This is a genomic window from Pedobacter sp. G11 (assembly GCF_003860265.1).
Lineage (GTDB): Bacteria > Bacteroidota > Bacteroidia > Sphingobacteriales > Sphingobacteriaceae > Pedobacter > Pedobacter agri.
Window position 1 is genome coordinate 1,846,655 of record NZ_CP034190.1, and the last position, 21,767, is coordinate 1,868,421.

Consider the following 21,767-nt stretch of genomic DNA (forward strand, 5'->3'; position numbering starts at 1 on the left):
ATCTTGGATTGATTGTTATTTCTACCGGACGGAGAAATCTTTTAACTTGATGATTTTATCGGATTTAAATTCATAGTATTTATTACGAGGCACGAAGCAATCTTTTACCGAATGAGATTGCTTCGTGCCTCGCAATGACGATTCTTATTGGTTTTACAGTAATCCAATACATGTTCCATTTTTTTATCTTTGCCTTATGGATGTTTTTGGTAAAGCGCTTACTGATATTTATAAAACCGGCGAAGCCGATATACTTTGGCTGCATAATTCTTACGGCGAGCCAGAAGAAATGCCTTTAGAGTTTTTTTTTCGTGATGATGAGGATATGCCTGTATTGGAACTACAGGCTCTGAAAATGTGTGAGGGGAAAGTGTTGGATATTGGTGCCGGAGTCGGCAGTCATGCTTTACTGTTGCAGGCTTTTAATATTGATGTAACTGCGATTGATGTTTCGGAGGCAGCCGTGAATATTATGAAAGATCGTGGGGTTAAAAAAGCTTTGCTGCAGGATGTTTTTACCTATCAAGATAAATTTGATACCATTTTAATGCTAATGAACGGCATTGGCCTAACCGGAACGTTGGCCGGATTTAAAGATTTTCTAATCAGAATAAAAGATCTACTTCATCCTGGAGGACAAGTGATTTTCGATTCATCTGATATTTCATATCTCTATGAAGACCTGCCAAAACCTCAAAATCAGTATTATGGTGAAGTTTCTTATCAATACGAATATAAAGGAGAAAAAGGGAATTGGTTCAACTGGGTTTATGTTGATGAAGAAACGATCAAAACAATTGCAAAAGAAACAGGCTGGAATTGCGAAATGATATTTGATGATGGCGAAGATCAATATTTGGTTAAACTGACTTTAGCTTAGCATCAGCTTTTAAAACACGAGGTCATCTAACTTAGATAGATGACCTCGTGTTTTGGAATAATGATCTTCAAATTTTTAGAAGTTGAAGAATGTTTGTCGGCCACCCACTTTTTGTCCAAAGTTTTGAATATTGTAAGTGAGTGTTAACATTCCATATCTACCTAAGTTATTTGTCTGGTAATCAATCACACTATTTCCTGTAATCTCAACCGATCTACGTACATTACTTTGCAAAATATCATTAATCGCTAATTTTAATTGTAACCGGTCGTTTTTCATGAAAAGATAGGTTACAGCTGCATTCCAAAGTTTAATGTTGTTATTATAGCCTGCAATTTGTTGTGTATTGGCAGTTATGGCGAAATTGGTTTCAAACACAACCTTTTTAGGATATCGAATGATCAGTTCTGAAGTTGCTGTATGCGTGTTATAGCTTAGGTTTGTATAAAAACTATCCTGATAACGGCTGCGGTTTAAACTAACCGAATAAAATTGAGAAATCTCTACCAGATCGTTAAAGTTCACACGAACATTACCATTTGGTCCGATGTAAAATACATTGGCATCACTGCGGATATTATTGATAATCACAGGAGCGTGATTGATATTCCCCCAAACACCTATGCCCAATTTTAACGTTGTTTTATTAATTTTAAAATCTCTTGATCCATTTGCCCCACCATTGAAATTATAAATACCACTTACGTTAACTGGAGTAACGGTTTGCACACCATTGCTAATGCTTATAGTATTTACAATTCCGTTTTTGGTGAAATTTCCATAACCGTATAAATTGTAATTGATCAGATTTTTAGGATCATATTTGTACATATTTATGCTTAACCGCTGCATTCTGGCAGGTAGTAACGCCGGATTACCGTTTCTAATATAAAGTGCATTGGTATTATCAGCAACAGGTTGAAGGTAGCTCACATTAGGCTCTGTGAAACGGGCATCATAATTCAGTCTGAAAATTTTGTAAACCAGCTGGAAAGTTGGCCATATAAAATTATAGCGCTGATCGATATTGTTGGAATTGCTGAAACGATTATTTAATGAGATATAGTTATGAACAACACCTGGTTGGATGTTAAAATCTTTTGTGATTTTATATCTTAAACTTAAATTAGTATTTGTTTTAAAGCCATTTTGTTCTACCGTTTGGCTTAAATTAGGTATAGCAATATCATATAATTGATTTGCCGGATTCCGGTAAAAAGTACTCAGTGCATTTTCATTATTGAGGATATTTCCACTTAAATCAATTTTAAAACTCAGCTTTTTGCTGATTGGTTCACTATAGTTGGTATAAATGTACGATCTAAAATTTTCAACCTGATTGTTACGTAGCTGATCAATTTCGGATGTGGACGGGGTAAGAAAGAAATTGCTGATGCTCCGGTTATAGTTTAGATTTGGGTTCGGCGTGGTAGATACATCGAAACCAATATTGAATGCCCTTCCAGCTTTCTTGAAATCTTTGCTCAAATCAGCAACCAGCTGATATTTATTGCTTGATGAATTGCGATCGATTAAATTTTGCAGGTTATTTACCAACTGGCCCGAAGCATTTGTGTTGCTAGAATAATTTGTGCTTACCGTATTAGTTGAGTTTAAAACTATAAAAGGTTCAATGGTTAATTGTGTGAGCGAATCTATTTGCCAATCTAATTTTCCTGCAATGTTATGTTTTAGCGTTAAAGCGCTTGTGTTCTCATTCGCATTTGTAATTAACCGATCGTTACCTAAGGTTTGGTTGGTATTGGTCAGTTTTTCAAGCAAATTATCGTTCCGCCCAAAAAAGTATTGGGTGTTGAGTTTGATTCCTTTTTTGGTCAACGTATTAAAATTAAAACCGCCACCTGAAGAAGTTTGGATACCGTTAAAACTACCCCCGAAACTAATACCATTAAATTCAAAGTATCCTCCTGAACTCATCATCATAGAATTTACACCGCTTCGGGCAAATCCACCAATCCTTTGCACATCATTAGGGTTAAAACCTGGCTGATTGATATTGTTTCCATAAGCAAGCACACTTACCTGCGTGGTATCACGAAAAAAGTTCATCAATCCTCCAGCCTGATAAAGTTCCTTGCTTCCGCCACCGGCATATAACTTTCCAAAAGCACCCTTCTTAATTGCTTTTTTAAGTTTCAGGTTTATAATTTGAGGGATTTCTGCTGCTGTCAAATCAGGATCTCGTCTTTTCGCCTGCTTATCATCAACCACCTGAACTTTATCAATAATGTTTGCCGGTAGGTTTTTAGTGGCTATTTGCTGGTCTCCACCAAAAAATTCTTTTCCATCAACCAATATTTTGCTAACTGCCTTTCCGTTAACCTGAATTGAGCCATCTGATCCAATTTGTACGCCTGGTAGTTTCTTCAATAAATCTTCTACAACAGCTGAGGGTAAGGTTTTAAAAGATTCGGCGTTAAATTCGATGGTATCTTTCCTTACAATGATGGGTGGTCTGTCTGCTACAATATTTACCTCATTTAAATCATTGGCCTGTGTCGACAGATAAAGTGTGCCCAGGTTGATATTTGGCTGCTCAGCCGTAATGGACACTTCTTTCCGGTAGGTTCCATATTGCCACGCCGTAATAACTAAACGGTATTTAATGCCAACCTGCAAGTTATTAATTTTGAAAGTTCCCTTATCATCCGATAGTTTGTAGCTATTAAGAACACTATCGCCAGTTTTATAAACAGATACCGTTGAATAATTTAAGGTGGTTTTATGGTTAGCGCTATCAGCTAAAACACCAGTAATACTTCCATTCTTCTGAGCAAAAAGATTTAAAAAGGTAAGGCAAAAAGCGATCGATAGTAATAGTTTCTTCATATACATGTCTTAATAATGGAATTGCTAATTTATAGTGGGTTGAGGTTTGGTTTTTAAAAATGTGATGAGCAAGTATAAAAAAGGGATGAACAGGTTTGTTTAATGCAAGACGCCAATTACTTAAAAGTGTTGCAATAAAAATTATTCAACTAAATATTTAGTTAAAAATAATTTTGTTTGTTCACTTTTACAAACACAATCAAAAAAATTACAATGGAAGGGATTAACATTAATGTAGAGCGGGATGGATTTCTGTTTGAAGTCGGGATGATTTTAAATTAAAAATCCCCGGAAAGTGAATGCCGGGGAAGTTAGAATAAAATTGAAAGCGTTACTTTAAGTCGTTATAATTGATAATTTTAATGTTCGGATTTTTTGATAAAATTTCTTCCATAAAAATCCGGTGTGAGGCGCCTACGCCAACAACAACCCTCTTGGCGTTTTTAGCCATAGCCTGATCAACTATGTTTTTGCACATGGCTTCATTTCTTAACAACCATGGCGCTACCATATCTTTTAGTAAGGCTGTAGGAAATCCGGCATAGCCATAAAAGTGGCGTCCACCATATAAATTCCATGCCTCATCTACCCGTCCGTATTTTTCGCTATTCATACCAGCATAGGGATCAGCATTAAAAATTTTAGACTCTTCCTCTGTAAAAGCCCAGTACTTGTCCATTGCTTTTACAGTAGCTGCTTCTGCAGAGGTAGTGTCGGCTTTCGCTGTTTTTATCATCACTTTGTAAGCCGAATCCATCTTTCCCCAGGCAATTCCCCATGGTTTATCATAAGTTTGGCAATCCATATTGTAAATCTGATCTTGCTTCAACTGATAAATCAGTGGAAAATAAATTTTGGCGTATTCGCTTCCTGGTCTGTACAAACCAGCTTTTTTTAGCGAATCTGTCATCCCAAACATTTTGGTGTAAGTTGCCATTTCTTCTTTTCCAAAACGCGATTTCATGTCATTTTCCAATAGGAAGATCTGATAATCAGCATTTCCTCTATCCCAGTTTTTGGCGTAATTTACGGCCAGGTTCATTCTGGTTTTATGGTAATATGCAAATGATGATAGTGCTTTTTTATCTTTGGCAATTTTCGATGAAAGGTTTTTAACTTCTCCGGGATTTAGTTTTTCAAGGTAATCATGACCTTTTCTAAAAGCTTTTTTAGCCCAATGATCTTCAGGTAGGGTAGCATAATCAGCAGGTGGGAGATATTCTCCAAAAACCATATCTGGTTTGAAGTTTTTGAGTTTATTAATGATGGATTGAAAATCTTGAGTCGATTTTGAATTGTCATGGGCCGAGCCAACAATTACGATTTCAATTTGATTTTGAGCATCGCTCTTGATAGATACGCCCATCAAAATAAATAATATTAGGCTGAAGTTAAATAGGGTTTTCATAATGAATCTTGTTTTTGTTGATTCAAATATGAGCTGATTTGCTAACCTGATCTATTTAATTATCCCAATGGGCCGGAATATTATCCAAAACTGAAATTGCCGATAGAATAGGATTCATCCTGCCTTTAAAGGGGTTCAAATAAAATTCGGCAGGTTTCATCCTTAAAATGGAAACTTAGTTCATTAAATTCTTATTGAAATTTACTATCAGCTTAAACAGATCGTTATACTCATTCAATGGTAGCGTTTCAGACTTGTCAAAAATATCATGGTAAGCAGGCGGTCCTCCCTGGGTATAAATAAAAAAAGCAGGTACACCTTTTTCTGTAAAAAAATAATGGTCGCTATTGGCAGCTTTGCCTCTTGAATTTATTTTTGAAATGTATTTATGCGCATCGTTGATCTGATTTAAAAGCGAGAAAGCTTTCGGGTAAACACTTGCATTAACAACAGTCATTCCTGCTTCGCCTGTGCCTACCAAATCAAGGTTGATCAGGAATTTTATTTTGCTTAAAGGCAATAATGGATTCTCGGTATAATATTTTGATCCCAAAAGTCCAGCCTCTTCTGCAGCAAAGCAAATAAAACCAATGGAGTAAGGCTGCGGATTTGCGGCATAATATTTAGCCAAGCTCAACAGGGTGGCCACTCCTGCGGCGTTATCATTAGCTCCGGGAAAATATGTTTCGGCGCCCATGCCGCCCAAATGATCATAATGAGCGGTAATCATCAATATAGAATCTGGATATTTTGTACCCTTAACTAAACCACAAATATTTGATGCCCGAAAATTCGGCACAAATTTATTTTCGATATCAACCATAATTTTTTTCGGCAGATCATTGAAATTTTTTCTGTTTATTTGAATTTGAGTGATCTCTCCAACTTCTGTCGCTACAGACCACGTTAACTTATCTTTTAAAGAAACCAGAAGCTGCGGCGAAGCTAGAAAATTTAAGCTGTCTTTTTGCGAGAGATTTCCTTTAAATTTAATACTTCGGCTCTCGTTGTTCACGATAAAATCCTTTCCTGGCGCCAAATTTTTGCCATTAATTTCCACCTGCATTTTGCCAGGAAAAGTATTTACCGGAAAGTTGAAATCTTGTTTGTAATTATTCGAGAAAGGAATCAAGCCAGATTTTTTATATTCGGCCGCTAAAAAATCTGCCGCTTTTTGCATCCCGTTTTTAGTATAACCTCTTCCCCACAATGCTTTGGAGCTAAGTTTATCAACCATTTTTCTGGTGTATACAGAATCCTGGGCGAAACATTGTAAAGAAGAAAACAAGGCTAATAGCATCAAAAACTTTTTCATGGTTGTAATTTAATATTGTTGATGGAAATTTTAAGGATAAATAAATTTAAACCATCAGAATCATTTGCCAACAAAAAAGCCATTTAACGCGTACATTAAATGGCTTAGGATGTGATTTTGCAATAGGTTATTTCACTAAATAGGGCTGTAGAGCCGTTTTTATTTTTTCTTTATTTTGAGTAGCAGACCATTTTTCTTTGATTGATTGATCGCCTAAGCTGAACAACGTTTCATAAAGTAATTTTCCGTTGGCACTCGTTTGAACCTTGAAATTTGTGTTCGAAGTTTTGGCAAAATCTGCCCATACATCACGCACAGCTGCCCAATACGTTTTCTGGTTTTCCCACCATTTTTGTGCATAGGCAAATTTTACCGGATCAATTTTAGTAAACTCTTCATACCCTTTTTCAGTGGCAATCAATTTATCGCCCTGAGGTGTACGAACTACTTTTTTGTTGTCTTGCTCAAACATCCAACCATCTTTGGTAATGGTAATTCTGCTGCCTCGATTTAAAACATTGTAATCTTTACGAACTGTCGATTCTCTTCTCGGCAGAGGTGAGTCTGTTTCACTTTGCCATGAATCATGACCACCAACGTGACTCCAGGTTCCATAACCCTGGTAACGTGGACTATCATCAACCTGATATACTTTTTGAGTCCATTTTCCTTTTACATCTGCGGCTGTTAAGTTTACTTTTTTCCAGGCATTATCCTGGGTATACAGCATAATTTCCGGATCTTCATACGTCCAATCCTGGCGCCAGTGCTTAATCACGGTAGAATCATTAATGGCTAACATGTGCTGAATCACAATTTTTTTCGGTTCATCAACAATAATCTCTGCCCATTCGTTACCATGACTTCTGTAAGGTTTGCTAAAAGTATAGTCAGGGTTTGGAGAAGTTACTTCAGCATAGTTGAAGTTTACTTTGTAAAAACCAGCCAAAGCTTTAATCGAATTTCTGTCTTGCTCCAGTTTATCTTGAGCATGCGCACTAACTGTTACTAGTGTTGCCAATCCGACGATTAAGTTAAAAATTTTCATTCTATATTGTTTTTAAGGTTGTATTAATGATTTGAAACTGCATGATTTTTCTTTTTCTTCTTCTTGCCCCACCAAATAATGAAACCGGTTATTGGTAAACTAGCTGCGATTAAACTGCCGAAAAATGCCAGGATTTTACCCGGTAAACCTAAGATCGCTCCGACATGGATATCGTAATTCATGCCGATTAAAGCTTCTCCAGCGTTTTTTTCTGATTGATTTTTCCGGTTCAGTAATTTCCCTGAATATTGATCAAATTGTATCACATCGTGGTTCCAGTAGGTTTCTTCACCTCTGTAACCTGTGGCATAAATGGTTGCGGTGCCAACTGCAGCCGGCGACATCCCTATCCGGTCGGCATCGGTAAATTTTTGCTTCGCCTGTTCATAAGCAACATCAAAAGGAATTGCTGAAATGGTTTTGGTAGAATCTGATTTAACTTCCACAAAGGCTGGCGGGGTTACACTTCGCGATGCCACAACATAAACTGTAGTTTGAAACCACTTGAAAGCCCAAACTAGTCCCGTTAAAGCAAGGATTAAACAAATGATCATCACATAAAAACCGAGAACATTGTGCAGGTCATAGTTTATGCGCTTAAATTTTGCCGACCATTTTATTTTGAAACTCTTATCGAAGTTTGATTTCTTAAGATTTTTTGGCCACCACATAACCATTCCTGAAATTAACAGGAATACAAAAATGATAGTTGCCCACCCGATAATTTGTTGCCCAATGGGATGATTGAGTAGAAAACTCCAGTGAAGCATTTTAATAATGGCAAAGAATTCATATTTATGGTCTACTACCAACGTCACCTTGCCTGTGTAAGGGTTTACATAAACGACATCGTAATAATCAACCGAATCAAAATACCAGAATGCTTCAGGGTTACCTGCTTTGTAAACACCAAACTCCCATGCACGATCTGGTGCTTTGTAAGTAGAAATAAAAGTGATTTTTTTACCTTTTCCTAAAGCTTTTTCAGCATTTGCTTTCAATGTACTCAGAGGAAGCGTTTGAGGTTGCGCCGGTACAGTTACAAAAAACTCTTTTTGATGGATGAATGCTGTAATTTCATGCTGAAAGGCAAAAATGCACCCGGTAATGCCCAAATGAAAAACCACCAAACCCGAGGCAATGCCCAGCCAGAGGTGAAGCCAATCACTGACTCTTCTTATTTTTGATTTTTTAGTTTTTTTTGGTGTTGGTTTTGTTAGTGCCATTAAAGCTGTATTTACTAAAATAACCAACTGCCAGTTTACCTGTCAATTGGTTAAAAAAAGGGTAATGTTGTTTAGTTAACTTGAGTAGTATAAGTTACCAAGTGCCATACTTTTTCGTAATCTTTTCCATTTAATTTTCCAGAAGCTTTTTCTTCGGTAAAGGCCTCTAAAAAATAGTTTCCTTTTTGCTCTGGCTTAAAAGTAAATTTGCCATCTGCATCGGTTTCTGTAGGAACTACTTTTCGCTCCGCGTTTACAACGGTCAGCTTTTGTTTCGCCAATGGTGTTTTATTGTAGATGACCTGATAAGTTGCTGATTCGCCAGCTTTTTGAACATATTTTCCAGGTCTGATTGTTAAAGCCGCGTCTGCTGGAAAAGCAGTATTAACTTTTGATCCTCCAACTGCAACATCTGCAAAAGCATAGTACAACAATTTGCCTTTTTCATAAATGTCAGCTACTTCGTGTACCACTGATAATTTATAAGTTCCATTCTGATCAGGTGTGAAGCTGGCTTTGAAGAAATGCACATCCGGCGAAGCCGTTAAAACTTTTATTGCGCCATTGGGTGCAGTTAAAACAAGCTTGAACTGTTTTAAATTGCTAAACCATTTTGCTGCAGAATCAGGCTCGTTGGCTTCATACTCACCAAAGAAAATTTTTACTTCTTGTGCCTGGCCTTTTTTTCCATTGGCAGTAGTTTCAATCCACAGTGCATGTGAAAAAACATTGGTAACACTAAAGGCAAGTAATAATACTAATAGGGATAATTTCGTTTTCATTATTTTTCGGTTTAAATAAAAGCCAGTAAAAACCATCTGATAAGTTTTTACTGGCGGTATGATTAAAATTTGTAAGCTACGCTAACTCTAAAGTTTCTTGGTGCTTCAGCCTGCCATGAATAAGCAGCCTGATTGTAATCTGGAGCATTCCAATATCCAGTATAATAAGATCCGGTGTATAAGTATTTATCTAAAATGTTGAACACATTTCCCGTGATTTTTAGTTTTTTATTTGCCCAGAAAAGTCCGCCATCCAGTTTGAAATAATCAGGTAAGTTTTGCTCTGGATTTGTTGGACTGAAGTTGGCCGTTGCCCTGTCAACCAAATAAGTAAATCCGCCAGAAATACCTAAGCCTTTTAAAGCACCATTTTGCAACGTATAGGTTAACCAGGCATTTGAAGTATGTTTGGCAAAACCAGGAATAACTTGTCCTACAAATAAAACATCAGTAGAGACTCCATTTGCAACTTCAGTTACTTTTCCGTCTGTATAGGCGTAGTTAGCAATTAAATTTAAGCCTTTGGCCAATTCTCCTCGAACATCGAACTCGATCCCTTGTGCTCTTTTTTCTCCAACAACAATGCTGAAATTTTCTTTTATTGTATTAGTTGGATCATTAGGGTTTGGGACAAATATATTATTAGGATCGGCAGTAAGCTCATTTTGTTTGGTAATTCTGTAAGCCGATAGGGTTGTATTCCAGCGGCCATCGAACCAATCTTTTTTAATTCCGATTTCTTTATTGTTTCCTGTTATCGGTTTTGGTGTGGAACCATTACGCAAAAAGCCTGATTGCGGCGTAAAAGCCTCATCATACAAAGCATAAACAGAAGTATTTTTATCAACCGATACACTTAAGCCAACTCTTGGCGTGACATGTTTCGCTTTATCTGGTGAGCCACCCCAAGCCGATTGACTTACATAAGTGTATCTACCTGCAAGTGTTAAACGGATTCTGTTTTCCCAGAAACCCAATTCATCCTGAAGGTAACCGCTTAAGTATTTCTGTCCCATTAATCCACCCGCTGCAATGGCTCTTTCTTGTAAGCTGGCAGAGCGATCGAAATTTGGGTAACCATTTGATGGAAAACCATAGTTTGGGTTGGCTAGATTAAATGGCGATGATGCGGCATCTAGATCATGAGACTGACCCCAATCTGCGATGTAATCTTTTTTTCCGCCATCAAATCCGGCTAAAATCCGGTGAACTATTCCGCCCGTGTTCACTGTACCATTTAAAAATACCTGAGCAAGGTGCATGGAGCTTTCCGCATCCCAGATGCCAACATTACGGATAATTGTCCCGTTAGGATATACCGCTGATGGCCATGAACTTGAACCGTTTTGTAAGTATTTATAATATGCAGCCTGAGCAGTTAACTTCCAGTTTTGTCCTAGTTGCTGCTGCAAATTGAATGTTAAGCTGTGATCATTGATGCGTGTAGGTTGTACGCCAGGTTGTGTGAGGGTAAAATCTCTTGGCAGTGTTGCATAACCAGTTGTGCTGAATAAATAATATGAACCCACTTCAGTCATCTTTGCATTTTGCAACGTGTATTCTGCCGTTAATTTTGTGCTAGGAGTGATTTGATAACTTAAAACAGGAGCAAAGCTGTAGCGATCGTTTTCTTCATATGGTCTGAAAGATCCCTTACTTTGCGCCGCAGCATTTAATCTGAATAAGAATTTTCCGTCTGCAGTTAACTTGTGATCAAGGTCGATGGTTGTTCTGTATAAATCATAACTTCCAGCGGTAAAAGAAACTTCACCCTGATTTAATCCGGTAGGTTTTTTAGTTACCACATTGTACATTCCACTTGGATCGCCATTACCCAACATAAAACCTGCCGGACCTTTTACAAATTCGATATGATCTACGAAACTCATATCCTCAGTTAACGGACCCCAATATGATGAAACTACATTAAAGCCGTTACGCATGGCCTGAATTTGTGAACCCCTCATTAATACGTTGGTATACAAATCCCCCCAGTGTTCTAAACGAACGGCTCCACTAACATTTCTTAGTATTCCGTCGCTCATGCTTATCAGTTGCTGATCTTTAATTACCTGGTTGCTTACCACCTGGATATTTTGTGGCGCTTCCAGTAGGGGCTCGTTCAGCCTTAAGGTGGCTGAAGGTAAACTTACTTTGTATTTTTTATTGATGCCTGCAACGGTCACCTCTTCCAAGGCCTGATCGTTTTCTACCAGAACAAAATTTAAGGTCTTATTTTCGCCCTCAACAACTGTAATCGACTGCTCAGATGAATTAATTCCCACTGCTGATGCTTTAATGGTATAGGTTCCGGGTTTCACACGGTTAATGGTATATTTCCCTTCATCATCGGTGATGGTACCTTGGCCTTTACCTTTTAAGCCTACCGAAATATATGCAGCTGGTTTACCGTTTGATGTGGTAACAGTACCCTTAATGGTAGCAGTTTGCTGAGCGTATGAAAATATGGAGAGGAGGATGAATATGAGCGTTAAACTGAATAGTCTGACTTGGTGCATGTTAAATTTTATTTGGATTAATTCTAAACAGCCGCAAAATAACGTTAGAAAATTTTATTATCCAAATTATTTTGAACAATTCTAAATAAGATTTCTGAATTTTAACGTCTGGTAGGATTAATCTGCTCGAGAGCAAAGCATCAATCATCTCAAAAAAAAAAGGATTGCCGACTTTGGCAATCCTGAAACGATAATTTTTGGGGTAAAATTTTTATTTAATCAGAACTGTCGCCAGGTTTATGGCTCGTTCTGTATCATTGGCTGGATTAATTAAGCCACCGCAAATAATATCGTAATGGTATCCTGCCACAAAGGTTGCGCTCGTTGAAACTGCTTTTACCGTTCCGGTTGAAGTTTCCTTCGCATCGAATGTATATGTTCCAGGTGTTATGGCGATAAACCCGCTTGCTGTTTTGTAGCTTTTGTTTGTAATTAATGCAGTGGTTTCGCCAGTTTTTGCTAAATCTAATGCTGGCGCATCGGGTGCTAAATTGATGTAACGGATATATGCCCGATCAGCTGATGCCATAGTTAAATCGTCTGAAATGAATAAAGCCTCCAGTTCACCAGGTTTATTGATAAGGTAAAAGCTGTTATAAGTGCCGGGGGTTAAATTTATAGTCTTGGTAAATAAACTTTCAGCGTTATTTTCAGAGGTAAACTTTACGGTTGTGGAACCTGTAGCATAGGTTGTGTAAGCAGTTGAACCGCCATAAGGCAATGCTGAAGAACTTACCGATGTGCTATTGATAAATGGATAATAGGTAGCTAAAGTTGGCGCCGAATTAATAATTCTGATGTAACTTAAGTTGGTGTCAGTTTCTTCTTTTTTACAGGAGCTAAAAGTAATTAAGACGAATAAGAGAATTGAAAGAGTGTAGGTTAAACTTCTGGGGCTAAATAAGGAAAGATTCTTCATTAATTTTCGGTTTGATTTAAGATAAAACGTATACTTTTAAAACGGCAACGACAACGAATTCGCTACAACATTGCAAATATTCGTTTTAAACCCTAATGCTGGTTGTTAAATGATGTTAAGTATTGTTAAACCACTTACAGTTTTTGTTAATAATGTTAAAATTCGTGAAGCAATGGCAACAGCGCTATATAAAGTGAAAATTTTGATTTAGCCTGATCACTTTCTCATAAGTCAGGAGAGTTTAAAAAAATGTTATGATTTTATAAAAAAATCAGTTTAATATTGTGTAACTCAATTATTATTTAAACCTTTGCACCTCAATAGAGTTAAAGCCGTTTTAATACGCAAGAGATGATTAAAAATTTTTTACATAAACTTTCTGTTTTCACAACGCAACTGGCGTTTGGGAAAAGTCTGTTTATTAATCATTTCCAGCCCGTATTTTACTATCCCACAAGTCGGCAAAATTTTACTCCACGTATTTAGTACTCCACTAAACGTAACGAGGAATTGATCCTCTCTAAAAACCCAATTAACAAGAATACTTATAATTTTTCGTTAGAAAACGAATGGATATTAACGAATTTATAGTGCAGGTTGCACTTCCTGAACATCGTGTATTTGCAGAACAAATCGTAACCGAGATGGCCGAATCTGCTAAAGCACGTGGTACGGGCATTGCTAAACGTTCTCCTGACTATGTTGCAAATAAAATGCAAGAAGGCAAAGCCGTTATTGCATTTCATAAAGATGGTACCTGGGCTGGTTTTTGCTACATCGAAACCTGGAGCCACGGACAATTTGTGGCCAACTCTGGTTTAATCGTTTCGCCTGAATTTAGAAAAGCTGGCTTGGCACATGCCATCAAAGAGAAAGTTTTCGAGCTTTCCAGAAGTTTGTACCCAAAAGCGAAGATTTTTGGACTAACCACAGGTTTAGCCGTAATGAAAATTAATTCAGATTTAGGTTATGAACCGGTTACCTATTCAGAATTAACACAGGATGAAGAATTCTGGAAAGGTTGCCAAAGTTGTGTAAACTTCGAAATATTGAAAATGAAGGAACGTAAAAACTGCATGTGTACCGCTATGCTTTACGATCCGGCTACTCAAAAACATGATGCTGCCAAAAAATTTGCCGAAGAGTTACAAAAGAAACCCAAATTATATGAGCGTTTTATGCGCATCAAACAACGTTTAGTTGTTAAACCTAAGCCGAAATCAGGCTTTAAAGTATTGATGTTTTTATTTACCCTATTATTTAATAAGTAATGAAGAAGAAAGTAGTTTTAGCTTTTAGCGGAGGTCTTGATACCTCATTTTGTTGTATTTATCTGGCGCAAGATCGCGGGTTAGAAGTTCACTCGGTAATTGTAAATACTGGAGGTTTTTCTGACGAAGAATTACAAGAGATTGAGAAAAGAGCTTATGCTTTAGGTGTGAAATCTCATGCTGTGGTAGATGAAACTGAAAGTTACTACGATGGGTGCATTAAATACTTAATCTTCGGAAACGTATTAAAAAATGCAACTTATCCACTTTCTGTTAGTGCAGAACGCGTTAGTCAGGCTACGGCAATTGCTAACTACGTAAAAAAAATCGGTGCTGATTATGTTGCTCATGGCAGTACAGGTGCTGGTAACGATCAGGTACGTTTTGATATGATTTTCAATATCATTATTCCTGAAGTTGAAATCATTACCCCAATTAGAGATTTGAAATTATCCCGCGAAGCGGAAATAGAATATTTAGCCGAGCATGGTGTCGAATATAGTGCTGAAAAAGCAAGATATTCAATTAACAAAGGTTTATGGGGAACTTCAGTAGGGGGAAAGGAAACTCTAACCTCTCATGAAACTTTACCAGAAAGCGCTTGGCCAACTCAGGTTTCGGAAACAGAGTCGCGTAAGCTGGAACTAACTTTCGAAAAAGGGGAATTGGTAGCAATTGATGGTGAAACTTTAGCTCCGGTTAGAGCGATTCAAAAACTTCAAGCCATTGCTCAACCTTTCGGAATTGGAAGAGATATTCACGTTGGCGATACGATTATCGGTATTAAGGGGCGTGTTGGTTTCGAAGCTGCAGCACCGGTTCTAATTATTAAAGCACACCACACTTTAGAAAAACATACGCTAACAAAATGGCAGTTAAGCTGGAAAGAGCAATTATCTTCTTTCTACGGTAACTGGCTGCACGAAGGTCAATTCCACGACCCAATTATGCGGAACATCGAAGCTTTCTTGGCAGATACGCAAAAGGTAGTAAGCGGTAAAGTATTTGTTGAATTGTTGCCTTACCGTTTCCACATTATCGGTATTGAATCTAACCACGATTTAATGAGTAATAAATTTGGTAGCTACGGCGAAATGAATAATGCCTGGAGTGGCGAAGATGTGAAAGGTTTTTCTAAAATCTTTGGTAACCAGGTAATGATTTGGCATAAAGTGAATTCTGAAGAAGCTTAAAGCTAAATGACTAAAGTAGAAAGCTTCCGTTCCTGCCTCGTCATTGCGAGGAGGAAAGACGAAGCAATCTCTTTACAATTGTCATCCTGACTTATCCCGATTTTACATCGGTAGCTTGTCGAAGGATTATTAAAACTAATTTTCATATCCATCTATAATTGATAGAACAGATTATGAGTAACAAAATTAAGGCAGGAATAATTGGTGGAGCAGGTTATACAGGTGGCGAAATGCTCCGTATCTTGATTAACCATCCAAATGTTGAAATTGCTTTCGTAAATAGCACCAGTAATGCAGGGAATTTAATTTCTGATGTACATACTGATTTAATTGGCGATACAGATTTACGTTTTACAGATAGAACTGATTTTGAAGAATTATTTAAGTCCCCTCTTTCAGGAGGGGATTTAGGGGAGACTGTGCTTTTCCTTTGTGTTGGCCACGGTGATGCTAAGAAATTCTTGGCCGCAAACCCGATTAATGATAATATCAAAATCATTGATTTATCTCAGGATTTCAGATTGAACGCCAATGCTAAATTTGAAAATCGTGACTTTGTTTACGGGCTTCCAGAATTAAATCGTGAAAAAATAAAATCCGCTCATAACATCGCAAATCCTGGTTGTTTTGCAACTTGTATTCAATTGGGTTTATTGCCTTTAGCGGCAAAAGGTTTAATTAATGCAGAAATTCACATTAATGCAACCACTGGTTCAACTGGTGCAGGGCAGAGTTTGGCAGTAACTTCCCACTTTAGTTGGAGAAATAATAACCTTTCCATTTACAAAGCTTTCGAGCACCAACATTTGAATGAAATTGGTGAGAGTTTATTGCAATTGCAACCAGCTCTTTCAGAAACTTTGAGTTTCATCCCGCAACGCGGAGATTTTACCAGAGGTATTTTGGCAGCGATGTATTTAGAAAGTGATTTAACTTTAGAAGAAGCACAAACTATTTATGAAGACTATTACAATGCGCATCCTTTTACGCATGTTAGTCGGAAAAACATTGATTTAAAACAGGTAGTAAATACCAATAAAGCGCTGGTTCATGTAGAAAAACATGGAAATAAACTGTTTATCATCAGCATTATCGATAACCTGTTAAAAGGCGCCAGCGGGCAAGCAGTTCAGAATATGAACTTAATGTTTGGCTTGGAAGAAACAGCGGGCCTGCGTTTGAAAGCAGTAGGGTTTTAGGTTTTAAGTAATACGTTATAAGTGGATGCAAAATTTCAAAGATTTAAAAGTTTGGGAAAAATCCCATCAACTTACGCTTAGTATTTATAAAACAAGTGCCAAGTTCCCAAAGGAAGAAGTTTATAGTTTAACAAATCAACTTCGGCGGGCATCGGCATCTATACCAGCAAATATTGCCGAAGGTTGTGGTAAAAATTCACAAGCAGATTTGGCGAAATTTTTAAGTATCTCTTTGGGTTCGGCTAATGAAACAGAATATTTCTTGATTTTATCAAGAGATTTAGATTACCTAACTGAAGAGCAATTCACAGTTTTATCTAACAGTATTAATGAAGTTAAGGCAATGCTTATCAATTTAATTTCGAGAGTGAGAGCACCCAAACCTATAACTTAAAACGTACAACTTTTAACATCGTAACATGCAACTATTCGACGTTTATCCTCTTAACGATATAGAAATTACAAAAGCATCTGGCAGTAATGTTTGGGATGCTAATGAACAAAAATATTTAGACTTATATGGCGGTCACGCAGTGATTTCGATTGGTCACACCAATCCGCATTATGTAAGCCGTTTGACTGACCAACTAAACAAGGTTGGTTTTTATTCCAATTCAGTTAAAATTCCTTTGCAGGTTCAATTGGCAGACAAACTAGGTCAGGTTTCTGGGAAAAAAGATTTTCAATTATTCCTGGTAAACTCTGGTGCAGAAGCGAATGAAAATGCGTTGAAACTCGCTTCATTTTATAATGGCAGAAAGAAAGTAATCGCTTTCACAGGTGCTTTCCACGGGCGTACATCATTAGCGGTTGCGGTAACTGATAACCCTAAAATTGTAGCACCTGTTAATCAAACTGAAAATGTAATCTTCCTGCCTTTTAATAATGAAGTAGCTTTGGAAGAAACTTTTAAATCGCAGGGCGATGAAATTTCAGCTGTAATTATCGAGGGCATCCAAGGTGTTGGCGGAATTAAAGAAGCCTCGAAGAGTTTCTTACAGAAAATCCGTTCACTTTGTGATGAGTATAATGCAGTTTACATTGCCGATTCGGTTCAGTGCGGTTATGGCAGAACAGGTTTGTTTTATTCACACGATTATTCAGGTGTTGAAGCAGATGTTTATACCATGGCCAAAGGAATGGGTAACGGTTTTCCGGTAGCGGGAATCTCAATTGCACCAAAATTTAAACCATGGCATGGTGAATTAGGTACCACTTTTGGCGGTAACCATTTGGCTTGCGCTGCGGCTTTAGCTGTTTTAGAGGTGATGGAAAAAGATAACCTGATGAAGAATGCTGAAGAAATCGGGAACTATCTAATTACCGAATTGAAGAAATTTGAGCAAGTAAAAGAAGTTCGCGGTCGCGGATTGATGATTGGGATTGAATTGCCTGAAGAATTGGCCCATGTTAAAAAGGAGTTATTATTTAAACATTTTATTTTTACAGGCGAGGCAAAACCGAATGTTATCCGTTTATTGCCAGCTTTGAATTTAACTAAAGCACACGCTGATGAGTTTTTGGCGGCGTTTAGTGAGTTGGTAAAATAAGCTGAAAGACTAAAGCTAAAAGCGGAATGCAATTAGCTTATATGATGGTAAAGGATTAAATTAGTGTATCCCTATTTTCTATTTAAACATTAAGCTTAAACGAAAATGAGAGATTATCAAAAATTGGAAGTATGGAAAAAAGCGCATTTGATGGTGCTATTTGTTTATTCAGATATACTTCCATTATTTCCTGCATCCGAAAAGTATGATTTGCATAGTCAGGTTAAAAGAGCGGCTTACTCTATTCCTTTAAATATTGTAGAGGGGGCAGGAAGAAATTCCACAATGGATTTTGCTCGGTTTTTAGATATGGCATTAGGCTCCTGCCATGAAGCAGAATATGCTTGTTTGCTGGCAAAGGATTTGAGATACTTAAATGAGGAGAAGTATCAAGAAATAAATAATAAAACGAACGAAGTTAAGGCAATGCTTATAGGCTTGCTGAAGCGATTAAGAACATAATAAGTTAAAGTCAGGCTTTGTTTTCTGCATTTTCGCAGTAAGCTTTCAGCCTTTAGCTTTAACCTTTAAGCTTTAAAAAATGAAACTTTTCACTTCCGTACATGATGTTCCAAGCATCAAACAATTTGTAAAAGATGCGCTAGAATTAAAGGCAAATCCTTATGCACATCAAAGTTTGGGTAAAAACAAAACCTTAGGGTTGGTTTTTATGAATCCAAGTTTGCGTACCCGTTTAAGCACTCAGAAAGCTGCGCTAAACTTAGGGATGAATGTGATGGTCATGAATTTGGATAAAGAAGGTTGGGCTTTAGAAACACAGGATGGTGTGGTAATGAATGGCTCAACCGTTGAGCACATTCGTGAGGCTGCTGCCGTAATGGGTCAATATTGCGACATTCTGGGATTACGCTCTTTCCCGAAGTTAAACAATCGTGAGGAAGATTATAGTGAAGATTTCTTTAACAAATTTGTAAAGTATTGCGCTGTTCCTGTCGTGAGTTTGGAAAGCGCAACTCGCCACCCCTTACAAAGTTTTGCCGATATTATTACCATTCACGAAACCTGGACTAAACAACCTGATGGAAGAAAACCAAAAGTTGTTTTGGCTTGGGCACCTCATGTAAAAGCTTTGCCGCAGGCTGTTCCAAATTCTTTTGCAGAATGGATGTGCAAAGCGCAAGCAGAAGGGATGATTGATTTTACCATCGCACAACCCGAAGGTTATGAATTGGCAGAAGAATTTACACCAGGTGCAGATATACAATATAATATAGAAGAAGCTTTGGCTGGCGCTGATTACGTTTATGTGAAAAACTGGAGCAGCTACAAAGAATATGGTAAAGTTTTAACTTATCCTGATGGCTGGATGATGAACAACGAAAAGCTGAAATTTACCAACGATGCGAAAGTAATGCACTGTTTGCCGGTGCGTCGCGATTTAGAATTGTCTTCTGAGATTTTAGATGGTCCAAATTCATTGGTTATTCATGAGGCAGGCAATCGCTTATGGGCAGCACAGGCGGTGATAAAATCGATGCTGGAAGAATTATAAAATAAGCAGAAAGCTTAAAGACTAAAGCTTTAAGCTTTCTGCTTTCGACTTTAAGCTCAAAAAAATATGAAACAACTTACCATCATAAAAATTGGCGGAAACGTAATCGATAACTCTGCCAATTTACATCAGTTTTTATTAGACTTTACGGCTTTGCCTGGCGATAAAATTTTGGTTCATGGAGGCGGTAAAATTGCAACCGAACTGGGTGAAAGTTTAGGTGTTGAAGCTAAAATGATTGAAGGGCGTAGAGTTACAGATATTGAAACATTGCGCATTGTTACAATGGTGTACGCTGGTTTGATAAATAAGAACATGGTTGCCCAGTTACAGGCTAAAGGCAGTAATGCTATTGGTTTAACAGGTGCAGATGGAAATATTATCAAAGCCAAAAAACGCCCTGTAAAAGAAATTGATTATGGTTTTGTAGGTGATTTGGATGAGCATTCTGTTTCTTCGACTACTTTAGATAGTTTGTTGAAAGCCGGATTGGTTCCTGTTTTGTGTGCAATAACGCATGATGGTGATACGCAGTTGTTAAATACTAATGCTGATACGATTGCATCATCGGTTGCTGTAGCAATGTCGGCTTTATACGAAACGCGTTTAGTATATTGCTTCGAGAAGAAAGGTGTTTTAAGGGATGTAAATGATGATGATTCTGTAGTTAGAGAAATTAAAACAGATGAATTTGAAGGTTTGAAGGCTGATGGAACAGTGCAAGGCGGGATGATTCCTAAATTGCACAATGCTTTTGAGGCGATTAAAAAAGGTGTTTCCGCAGTGTATATTGGCAAAGCCGATGAATTAAATGAACTTGCTGAAGGAACTTTTGGAACGAAAATGAACCCCTAAATCCCCTAAAGGGGACTTTGCATGGAGGATAGGTTTATTGCAATTATTTAATCTCTCCGTCATTGCGAGGCACGAAGCAATCTCCTTTTAGCAGTTTGGTGGGGAGAGGTCACTTCGTTTCTAGCAATAGCGAGAGTAATTTAAACCTGATAGAAGTGGAAATACTTTTTTGCAGAACAAATAATAAAGATTGCCACGTCATTCCTCCTTACACTAACAAGATAGAATGCATGACAGGTGTTTAAAAAAGATTGAAGTGAATAGCAGGACTGAGATTAATAGCATTACTGAACTTGCTTTTCAAACATCGATTACACGCTGTACGACAATTAAAATAGTTTAACCAACTAAACCAAATAAACGAACCACATGAAGAAAATAGCCATAATAGGTAGCGGAAATATCGGATTATCTTTAGCAAAAGGCTTGGTGAAGGCTGATTTCGCTAAAGCTGGCGACATTACGCTCACCCGTAGAAATATCGACCATTTAAAATCTTTTGCTGAAGCTGGGTTTGTTGTGAGTAACAATAATAAACAAGCAGTTACTAACGCTGATGTGGTGATTCTTGCTGTGTTGCCCCAGCAGTTAAATGCGGTTTTGGATGAGATTAACTCATCGATTGATTCAGCTAAACATTTGGTTATTTCGGTAATTTCAGGTGTAAGTTGTGCTGCGGTGCGTGAGAAATTAGGCGATGATGTGGAGGTAATCCGAGTGATGCCGAACACTGCAATTGCAATCGGTCAATCGATGACTTGTATGGCGAGCGATAATGCATCGGCAGAAAATATTGCTGAGGTGACTAAGATGTTTGAAACGGTTGGTTCGGTAGTGAAAATAAACGAAGACTTAATGACTTCTGCTACGGCACTTTGTGCTTGTGGAATTGCATTTTTCTTGAGGGCCATCAGAGCCGCATCGCAAGGAGGTGTAGAAATTGGTTTCCATGCCGATGAAGCGCTAAAAATGGCGGTTCAAACTGCAAAGGGTGCCGCCGATTTACTTTTATTACACGGCACACACCCGGAATCAGAAATAGATAAGGTAACTTCGCCGAAAGGTTGTACCATTGCTGGTTTAAACGAAATGGAGCACAATGGCTTTAGTTCATCATTAATAAAAGGTATAAAATTATCGGCCTTAAAAGCAGGGAATTTGTACGTAAAAGAAGCTTAGAAGTGGAAGTTTAAGGGTGTAGGGTTTAGGCTCTATATCTTAATACTTGATACTAACTAC

At 37.6% G+C, this 21,767-nt stretch carries 18 protein-coding genes; 10 read left to right on the forward strand and 8 right to left on the reverse strand.

Annotation, left to right across the window (positions count from 1 at the left end; translation table 11 throughout):
- Nucleotides 1-196 precede the first annotated feature (196 nt).
- Nucleotides 197-880, forward strand: a complete 684-nt coding sequence (locus EA772_RS08055) for a bifunctional 2-polyprenyl-6-hydroxyphenol methylase/3-demethylubiquinol 3-O-methyltransferase UbiG (RefSeq protein ID WP_124912381.1) — start codon at nt 197-199, stop codon at nt 878-880.
- A 75-nt stretch (nt 881-955) separates the two neighbouring features.
- On the opposite strand, the gene EA772_RS08060 is transcribed toward EA772_RS08055, so the two are convergent.
- The 8 genes from EA772_RS08060 to EA772_RS08095 form a co-directional block, all read right to left on the reverse strand.
- The gene (locus EA772_RS08060) at nt 956-3,730 is read right to left on the reverse strand and encodes an outer membrane beta-barrel protein (RefSeq protein WP_168187502.1); all 2,775 of its coding nucleotides are present in this window, start codon (nt 3,728-3,730) and stop codon (nt 956-958) included.
- A gap of 331 nt (nt 3,731-4,061) precedes the next feature.
- Nucleotides 4,062-5,138: a DUF5694 domain-containing protein gene (locus EA772_RS08065; protein ID WP_124912384.1), complete on the reverse strand. Its 1,077-nt coding sequence runs from the start codon at nt 5,136-5,138 to the stop codon at nt 4,062-4,064.
- Nucleotides 5,139-5,313: 175 nt separating this feature from the next.
- The gene (locus tag EA772_RS08070) at nt 5,314-6,453 is read right to left on the reverse strand and encodes a M28 family metallopeptidase (protein ID WP_124912386.1); all 1,140 of its coding nucleotides are present in this window, start codon (nt 6,451-6,453) and stop codon (nt 5,314-5,316) included.
- Between the two features lie 127 nt (nt 6,454-6,580).
- Complete coding sequence (locus EA772_RS08075) at nt 6,581-7,501, reverse strand: DUF6607 family protein (RefSeq protein WP_116170458.1); 921 nt, start codon at nt 7,499-7,501, stop codon at nt 6,581-6,583.
- 23 nt (nt 7,502-7,524) lie between these two features.
- Nucleotides 7,525-8,727 carry a PepSY domain-containing protein gene (locus EA772_RS08080; RefSeq protein ID WP_124912388.1) on the reverse strand — a complete coding sequence of 401 codons (1,203 nt, stop codon included), beginning with the start codon at nt 8,725-8,727 and terminating at the stop codon, nt 7,525-7,527.
- 71 nt (nt 8,728-8,798) lie between these two features.
- Nucleotides 8,799-9,509 carry a DUF4198 domain-containing protein gene (locus EA772_RS08085; RefSeq protein WP_168187503.1) on the reverse strand — a complete coding sequence of 237 codons (711 nt, stop codon included), beginning with the start codon at nt 9,507-9,509 and terminating at the stop codon, nt 8,799-8,801.
- Nucleotides 9,510-9,571: 62 nt separating this feature from the next.
- Nucleotides 9,572-12,028: a TonB-dependent receptor gene (locus EA772_RS08090; protein ID WP_124912392.1), complete on the reverse strand. Its 2,457-nt coding sequence runs from the start codon at nt 12,026-12,028 to the stop codon at nt 9,572-9,574.
- 211 nt (nt 12,029-12,239) lie between these two features.
- Nucleotides 12,240-12,947, reverse strand: a complete 708-nt coding sequence (locus tag EA772_RS08095; protein ID WP_124912394.1) for a DUF4397 domain-containing protein — start codon at nt 12,945-12,947, stop codon at nt 12,240-12,242.
- A 569-nt stretch (nt 12,948-13,516) separates the two neighbouring features.
- Here EA772_RS08095 and EA772_RS08100 point away from each other — a divergent pair.
- From EA772_RS08100 to proC, 9 genes are all read left to right on the forward strand, one after another.
- The gene (locus EA772_RS08100) at nt 13,517-14,218 is read left to right on the forward strand and encodes an N-acetyltransferase (protein ID WP_010600148.1); all 702 of its coding nucleotides are present in this window, start codon (nt 13,517-13,519) and stop codon (nt 14,216-14,218) included.
- On the forward strand, nt 14,218-15,411 hold the full coding sequence (argG, locus tag EA772_RS08105; protein WP_124912396.1) for an argininosuccinate synthase: 1,194 nt from the start codon (nt 14,218-14,220) through the stop codon (nt 15,409-15,411). The genes EA772_RS08100 and argG overlap by 1 nt, the downstream gene beginning before the upstream one ends.
- 173 nt (nt 15,412-15,584) lie before the next feature.
- Complete coding sequence (gene argC, locus EA772_RS08110; protein WP_124912398.1) at nt 15,585-16,610, forward strand: N-acetyl-gamma-glutamyl-phosphate reductase; 1,026 nt, start codon at nt 15,585-15,587, stop codon at nt 16,608-16,610.
- Nucleotides 16,611-16,635: 25 nt separating this feature from the next.
- Nucleotides 16,636-17,004, forward strand: a complete 369-nt coding sequence (locus tag EA772_RS08115; RefSeq protein ID WP_124912400.1) for a four helix bundle protein — start codon at nt 16,636-16,638, stop codon at nt 17,002-17,004.
- A 25-nt stretch (nt 17,005-17,029) separates the two neighbouring features.
- Nucleotides 17,030-18,160, forward strand: coding sequence for an aspartate aminotransferase family protein (locus EA772_RS08120; protein ID WP_124912402.1), 1,131 nt, complete (start codon nt 17,030-17,032; stop codon nt 18,158-18,160).
- A 105-nt stretch (nt 18,161-18,265) separates the two neighbouring features.
- Nucleotides 18,266-18,622, forward strand: coding sequence for a four helix bundle protein (locus EA772_RS08125; protein WP_124912404.1), 357 nt, complete (start codon nt 18,266-18,268; stop codon nt 18,620-18,622).
- A gap of 79 nt (nt 18,623-18,701) precedes the next feature.
- A complete protein-coding gene (locus EA772_RS08130; protein ID WP_116170450.1) occupies nt 18,702-19,673 on the forward strand; it encodes an acetylornithine carbamoyltransferase in 972 nt (323 codons plus the stop codon).
- Between the two features lie 66 nt (nt 19,674-19,739).
- Complete coding sequence (gene argB, locus EA772_RS08135; RefSeq protein WP_124912406.1) at nt 19,740-20,528, forward strand: acetylglutamate kinase; 789 nt, start codon at nt 19,740-19,742, stop codon at nt 20,526-20,528.
- 369 nt (nt 20,529-20,897) lie between these two features.
- Nucleotides 20,898-21,707 carry a pyrroline-5-carboxylate reductase gene (gene proC / locus EA772_RS08140; RefSeq protein ID WP_010600141.1) on the forward strand — a complete coding sequence of 270 codons (810 nt, stop codon included), beginning with the start codon at nt 20,898-20,900 and terminating at the stop codon, nt 21,705-21,707.
- Nucleotides 21,708-21,767 lie beyond the last annotated feature (60 nt).